Annotated in this window: 5 protein-coding genes; 2 read left to right on the top strand and 3 right to left on the bottom strand. The window is 62.4% G+C overall.

The window, feature by feature from the left end; translation table 11 throughout:
• The coding region (locus EN925_RS20615) for a homoserine dehydrogenase (protein ID WP_128336869.1) at nucleotides 1–970 on the bottom strand (970 nt) is incomplete at its 3' end.
• Nucleotides 971–1424: 454 nt separating this feature from the next.
• A complete protein-coding gene (locus EN925_RS20610) occupies nucleotides 1425–2213 on the bottom strand; it encodes a 3-hydroxybutyrate dehydrogenase (protein ID WP_127368260.1) in 789 nt (262 codons plus the stop codon).
• A 223-nt stretch (nucleotides 2214–2436) separates the two neighbouring features.
• Between EN925_RS20610 and EN925_RS20605 the strand changes: the two genes are divergently transcribed.
• Nucleotides 2437–3183, top strand: coding sequence for an acetoacetate decarboxylase (locus EN925_RS20605; RefSeq protein WP_063169133.1), 747 nt, complete (start codon nucleotides 2437–2439; stop codon nucleotides 3181–3183).
• A 47-nt stretch (nucleotides 3184–3230) separates the two neighbouring features.
• Nucleotides 3231–4391, top strand: coding sequence for a patatin-like phospholipase family protein (locus tag EN925_RS20600; protein ID WP_024503027.1), 1161 nt, complete (start codon nucleotides 3231–3233; stop codon nucleotides 4389–4391).
• A gap of 427 nt (nucleotides 4392–4818) precedes the next feature.
• On the opposite strand, the gene EN925_RS20595 is transcribed toward EN925_RS20600, so the two are convergent.
• A partial coding sequence (locus EN925_RS20595; RefSeq protein WP_164894302.1) for an inorganic phosphate transporter occupies nucleotides 4819–5710 on the bottom strand: 892 nt, incomplete at its 5' end.

Raw genomic sequence — 5710 nt, 5'->3', positions numbered from 1 at the left:
GGTGATAGGGACGATGGAAAGTGAAATACGGGCCTTTGCCCATCTTCAGATCTTCCATGCGCTCGGAGATGCGCGGATGCGACATGTCGGCAACGACGAAGACGCCGGGCGCGACACCCTTGCCGATCGAATAGTCGACGACGCCGACCTTCGACAGAACGCCGCCATCCTTCTGCGGCACCAGCACCTTGGACAGTTCGCCAAGCGTCGCCGCCGGGCCATGCATGCCAGCCTTGTCTGGAACCAGGCCGGTGGCATTGGCGATTGCCGCCATCTCGACCATGGTCTTGGAGCCGTCGACGAATTCGACCAGCATGCGGACATTCATGTGCCGGCGCTTGGCTTCCTCCTCATAGTCCGGGGGAATGGCGTCGATGTTGAGCGGATTGTTCTTGCCCTTGCCGGCGGCAACGATCGGGTGACCCATGGCCGAGACGAACTCGATCAGCTCCATGCAGGAGGACGGCTCATCGCCGGCGCCCAGTGAATAGGTGACGCCGAGCCGGTCGGCCTCGCTTTTCAGATAGGCGCCGATGGTGACGTCGGCCTCGACATTCATCATCACCAGATGCTTGCCATGCTCCATGGCGCGCAGCCCGATCTCGGCGCCAACGGCGGGAACCCCGGTGGCATCGATGACGACGTCGATCAGATCATTGTTGATGACAAGGTCGGCGTCGTTGGTGACCGCCACCTTGCCGGCTTCCATCGCCGACGTCATAGCCGAAGCATTCGACACTTCGCGCGCATGCCCGGTTTCCTGGAAAGCGATATCGACGGCCTTGCTGGCAGCCGGCAGGTTCAGTTCGGAAATGGCGCCGATCTCGATGCCCGACATATGGGCGACACGAGTGACGATGTCGGTTCCCATCTCGCCCGAGCCGATCAGGCCGATGCGGATAGGCTTGCCCGACTTTGCGCGTTCCTCGAGATCGCGGGCAAGACCCGTCAACGAAACATTGGAAGCCATACCGCTCGTTCCTCCCATAATGCAGGCTTGTTCGATTGCCTGACGGGTATTGAACATCTGTATTTCTGTCAAGACTAATGTCCATATTCCCGTGCTTTTTCGGACACTTTCACCGTAGTCCGGCGGGACGAGAAAGAGGCTGGGAAACCCGATGCCGCGCAGTCGCCGTCAGTGCGCGGATGGGCATCGGTTGGGATCGTTCAGCTCAGCCAACGGCGCAGCCTGTTGCGCTGCCGTGCAATAGGCCGGCACATGCGACTGGCGGCATCTTGGCCCTCGCGGGAAGTCCTGCTCAGTGTCCCGCGAAGCCTGCCGGAGGCGGGCAACCCGCCGCGTCGATCGCAAAATCATGGAAATGCACGACCACGCCATCCGCATTGATTAAGATCACGGCATAGCCGGGTGCTTTTCTGCCAGCGGCACCAGCAGGCAAACGGAACGCTTGGATTACCCTCTACTGTGCCGTCCAGCCGCCATCCATCGGCAAGGTGGTGCCGGTGACCTGCCTGGCCGCGTCCGAACACAGGAACAGCGTCAGCGCGGCGAGCTCGTCGACGGTGACGAATTCCTTGGTCGGCTGGGCGGCGAGCAGCACATCGTGCTTGACCTGTTCCTCGGTCATGCCGCGCGCCTTCATCGTGTCGGGAATCTGCCTTTCGACCAGCGGCGTCCAGACATAGCCCGGCGCGATCGCATTGACGGTGACGCCGTCGAGCGCTGCTTCGAGCGCTACCGTCTTGGTGAGGCCCGCAATGCCGTGCTTGGCCGACACATAGGCCGACTTGAACGGCGAGGCGACCAGCGCATGCGCCGAGGCGGTGTTGATGATACGGCCCCATTTGCGCGCCTTCATGCCCGGCAGTGCCGCCTTGATGGCGTAGAACGCGGCGAGCAGATTGATGCGGATGATGGCTTCCCACATGTCATCGGGAAACTCCTCGATCGGCGCGACATGCTGGATGCCGGCATTGTTGACCAGGATATCGAGACTGCCGAAGGCAGCCTCGGCCTCATGCACCATGGCGCTGACCGCCGCGCCATCCATCATGTTGGCACCGGAATAGCGGCACTTGACGCCGAAATCCTTCTCGATGCCGGCGCGCTCCTGCTCGATGGCAGCCGCATCGCCAAGGCCGTTGATGGTGACATTGGCGCCTTCGGCGGCAAAGGCGCGGGCGATGGCCAGGCCGATGCCGCTGGTCGAGCCGGTGACGAGGGCGTTCTTCGAAGACAGGAAACCCATGATGATCTCGCAAGAGGTGGGAGGGAACGAACGGGGCCGCCTTTGTGCGCCGCACCATGACAGTGCCATAGCCATATGTCGGTGCGATTACAGGGTTGAGACGGCCGTCGACAGGCCTCTTGGGCGGCTGTCAGGCGGCTGACACGGCACTGTCATGGTGCCGTGCAACATAATCCGGAGCGCATTCGCGCAGTCATTCCTGAACCAAAATGGGGCTACAGCCTTGCAGATCGCCGATGTCGTGAAGCGCGCCTATGCGATGCCGCTGACCAACCCCTCCTTTCCGCCCGGGCCGTACCGTTTCTTCAACCGCGAATACGTCATCATCACCTACCGCACGACGCGCGAGGCGCTAGAGGCTGTCGTGCCGGAGCCGCTGGAGATCGACGAGCCGCTGGTCAAATACGAATTCATCCGCATGCCTGACTCGACCGGTTTCGGCGACTACACCGAGACCGGCCAGGTCATCCCGGTGCGCTACAAGGGCCAGCACGGCGCCTACGTCCATTCGATGTATCTCGACGACGACGCGCCGATCGCCGGCGGCCGCGAACTGTGGGGCTTTCCCAAGAAGCTTGCCAATCCCAAGATCGTGCATGAAGGCGAGGTCATCGTCGGCACGCTGCACTATGGCAGCGTTCTGTGCGCCACCGGCACGATGGGCTACAAGCACAAGAAAGCCGATCACGGCTCTGTCCTCGCTTCGCTGGCCGCGCCCAATTTCCTGATCAAGATCGTCCCGCATGTCGACGGCACGCCGCGCATCTGCGAACTGGTCCGCTACCACCTCACCGACATCACGCTGAAGGAAGCCTGGACAGCGCCCGCCGCACTCGATTTGCGGCCGCACGTCATGGCCGACGTGGCGCGGCTGCCGGTGCTCGACATCGTATCCGCCGTCCACTTCACCGCCGATCTGACGCTTGGGCTGGGCGAAGTGGTTCACGATTATCTCGCCGACCGCACCTGAGCTGCACAAGCCTTTCAGAGCCCAAACAGAAGTCGGAGACCAAAGCCGTGCTCGAACGCAATCGCAACAAGGAGGCCACCGCCACCATCGCGGAGATCTCGGCGCAGTATGACCGCGTCGCGCTGGTGTTTCAGGGAGGCGGCGCGCTCGGCGCCTACCAGGCTGGGGTGTACCAGGCATTGGCAGAGGCCGGCTGCGAGCCGAGCTGGCTTTCCGGCGTATCGATCGGCGCCATCAATGCGGCGATCATCGCCGGCAATGAGTCGAGCCGCCGGCTGCAGCGCCTCGAGCAATTCTGGCAGACGATTTCGGGTCGCAAGATCTGGGCCTATACGCCGGAAGGCGACATCTACCGTGATATCCGCAATCGCACCAGTTCGTGGATGACCATGGTCATGGGGCAGCCGGGCTTCTTCAAGCCGCGCAATCCTAACCCCTGGATGGAGCAGCCCGGCGCCGAGGGCGCCACCAGCTTCTACGACACGGCCGAGCTGAAGGAGACGCTGCAAAGCCTGATCGACTTCGACATCCTCAACGACGGCAAGAAGCGGTTGAGCGTCGGCGCGGTCAACGTCCGGACCGGCAACTTCGTCTATTTCGACACCGACAAGGTCCGCATCGAACCGGAGCACATCATGGCCAGCGGCGCGCTGCCGCCGGCGTTCCCGTCGATCCGCATCGAAGGCGAATATTACTGGGACGGGGGCATCGTCTCCAACACGCCGCTGCAATATCTGCTCGACCAGGAAGAGGACCGTTCCTCGCTGGTTTTCCAGGTCGACCTGTTCAGCGCGCGAGGCGTCCTGCCGCGCAGCATGCCGGACGTGCTGTCGCGCCACAAGGACATCATGTATTCGAGCCGCACACGGCAAAACACCGACAATTTCAAACGCATCCACGGTCTCAAGATGCGCCTGCTCGATGCACTGAAACGGGTGCCGAAGGAGTTGCGGACGCCGGCCGAGGAAGCGCTGATCGAGGACTATTCGGACGCCGGCACCGTCAACATCGTGCACCTGATCTATCAGCACAAGGGCTATGAGGGTCACGCCAAGGACTATGAGTTCTCAGGCACCTCGATGCGCGAGCATTGGGAGACAGGGTTGGAGGACACGCAGCGCACCTTGCGCCATCGTGAGTGGCTGACGATGCCGACCAATGTCGACGGTGTGGCCATCCATGACCTGCATCGCGAAGACCCGACGTAGCCAGGCCGGTTATGCTCAACGGTTCAGCGTTGTTGGCCAGGATTCGTTTGAACGGCCATCGCCAACGCTCGAGATTGGCCGACGCCTCCAAACTTCGTCATCCCTGGGCGAAGCAGGAGCGAAGCTCCGTCGCGGAGACCCTGGGATCCAGGCCGTGACCTTTGCCACGGAGTGCAGCGGAGCAGAATTCAGCACCGCGGCAACGCTCAGGAGTCGCGGCATGGATCCTATGGTCTGCGCCGCGTCGCTTCGCTCCCTGCTCCGCCTCAGGATGACGAAGCGAAAGGCGTTTCGGCCAATTTCCTAGGCAGGTTCCACGTCAACAGAAACGAATACGTCTTCGCCCCTTGAACGCAGTGCTCACTTAAAGAAAAAAGGCAGCGCCGGTCACCCGGCGCTGCCTTTTGTTCGGAAGCTTACGCTCGGCTCAGAACACCTGGCGGAAGATGATGAACAGCACGAAGGCCAGCGTGATCGAGCACGGCAGCGTCAGCACCCAGGCAAGCAGCAGATTGCGCACCGTCGCCCATTGCAGCCCCGAACCGTTCGCCGCCATCGTTCCGGCAACGCCCGACGACAGCACATGGGTCGTCGACACCGGCAATCCCAGCCGATCGGCCATGCCGATGGTCACCATCGCCACGAGTTCGGCCGCCGCACCCTGGCCGTAGGTCAGATGGCTCTTGCCGATCTTCTCGCCGACCGTGACGACGATGCGTTTCCAGCCGACCATGGTGCCGAGGCCGAGCGCCAGCGCGACGGCGACCTTCACCCAGATCGGGATGAACTTCGTCGCGTTGTCGACGGCCTTGTGATAGTCGGTGACCGCTTTCAGATCGGTCGCCTCCATCGGCAGCAGCTGCTTCTTGTCGATCAGCTTGAGCGCTTCGCCGATCAAATAGATGTCGTTGCGGGCGTTGCTGACCAGATCGGTCGGCACCGTCTCGACCGAGGCATAGGGCTGCAGGCCAGCCGTCGTGTTGTGGATGTAGGTCTGCAGCGCAACCGTCGTCTGGTCGTTCCAGGTCCTGGTGCGCACGGCATCCTGGACGGCGGCCTTGGCATCGGTGACGGTGACCCCGGGCTTGGCATATTTGCCCAGCGCCGTTTCGACGCTGACCGAGGCAGACTTGTAGGCTTCGAGATAGTTGATGTCGGGGGTGCGGTTCAGCGCATAGGCCGTCGGCACGACGCCGATCAGGATCAGCATGATCAGGCCCATGCCCTTCTGTCCGTCATTGGAGCCATGCGCAAAGCTGACGCCGGTGCAGGTGAAGATGAGCAGGCCACGGATCCACCATGGCGGCGGCGTGTTGCCT

The sequence above is a fragment of the Mesorhizobium sp. M7A.F.Ca.US.006.04.2.1 genome (assembly GCF_004022915.1).
Taxonomy (GTDB): domain Bacteria; phylum Pseudomonadota; class Alphaproteobacteria; order Rhizobiales; family Rhizobiaceae; genus Mesorhizobium; species Mesorhizobium ciceri.
This window is presented reverse-complemented; position numbering and strand designations above follow the sequence as displayed.

Bases quoted from the DNA above. Each gene is read 5' to 3' on its own strand.
- EN925_RS20610 (WP_127368260.1), bottom strand. From the start codon at position 2,213: ATGGGTTTCCTGTCTTCGAAGAACGCCCTCGTCACCGGCTCGACCAGC.